At 62.8% G+C, this 1,163-nt stretch carries 1 protein-coding gene; it reads left to right on the top strand.

The window, feature by feature from the left end; all coding sequences use genetic code 11:
• Positions 1–270 precede the first annotated feature (270 nt).
• On the top strand, positions 271–1,163 hold an 893-nt coding region (locus EN850_RS33320; RefSeq protein ID WP_245511875.1), incomplete at its 3' end, for a transposase family protein.

The raw sequence follows: 1,163 nt of genomic DNA on the forward strand, positions 1-1,163 counted from the left end.
CGCGTCGAAGATACCTGGCAACAAGAGGCACAGCCTTCGCTACGGCGGCGATGTTCGCGAAGCGCTCGTGGTGTTTGTGGGAGGCATCGGAGCGGCTGTGTTCCAAACGGCTGCGGCCGTTGATACCTGTCTTGCTGCCAGCGCTTGAACGGCATGGCCGGCTAGAGCTCGATCCGCGGCAAGCTGCTGACAATGAGCCCGGCGACGATGGATCGGCTTTTGGCGGAGGTACGTGTTGTGGCTCGCGGCGGCCAGCGCCGGCGAGCAGGAATGAGTTCGGCCGTTCGCCGATCGGTGCCGGTGCGCACCTTCGGGGACCGGAATGATCCGCCGCCCGGTTACGTCGAGGTCGATTTCGTGGCGCATTCCGGCACATCTTCGTCCGGCAGCTTTGTGCAGACGATGGTGTTGACCGATATTGCCACGGGGTGGACTGAATGCGTTCCGGTCCGCACACGCGACAGCGGCAATGTGATTGTGGCGATCAAGCAGGCCCGCTCGTTCTTTCCCTTCCCCCTGCTCGGCGTAGATTTCGACAACGACAGCGCCTTCATGAACGAGTTCGTCGTCTCCTGGTGCCGCAGCGAGGAACTGGAAGTGACGCGCTCGCGCGCCTATCGAAAGAATGACCAGGCGCATGTGGAGCAGAAGAATGGCGCCATCGTGCGTCGCCTGGTGGGGTATGGTCGGTTTGTCGGCGCGGCGGCGACGGCCGCGCTTGGTAAACTTTATGCTGTCGTGCGGCTTTACGGCAATCTGTTCCAACCGTCATTCAAGCTTCAGGAGAAGACGCGGATCGGCGCTCGTGTGATCAAGCGCTATCATCCGCCAGTTCCGCCTGCGGCCCGTGTCCTTGCACATCCGGGTGTGGCCGAGGCCGACAAGCAGCGGCTCCAGGCGATGATGGAAACCGCCGATCCCGTGCTGCTGTTTGCTGGTATCCGCGCCGCGCAGGAGGAGCTTGGGCGGCGGGTCGATCGTCGTGGCCTGAATGCGAAGATTGAGGAGCCGGCCGTTATCGATCTCCAGCGCTTCGCCGCGAATCTGAAGACGGCCTGGAAGAGTGGCGAGACCCGACCAACGCATCGGCGGCCGTATCGGCGGACCAAACCCTATCCGAAGAGACCCAGCATGTACGAGCCGTTCGAGGCGCAGATCAAGGA

Origin of the sequence: Mesorhizobium sp. M8A.F.Ca.ET.207.01.1.1 (genome assembly GCF_004794715.1) — a bacterium.
In the GTDB taxonomy this organism is placed as follows: Bacteria; Pseudomonadota; Alphaproteobacteria; order Rhizobiales; family Rhizobiaceae; genus Mesorhizobium.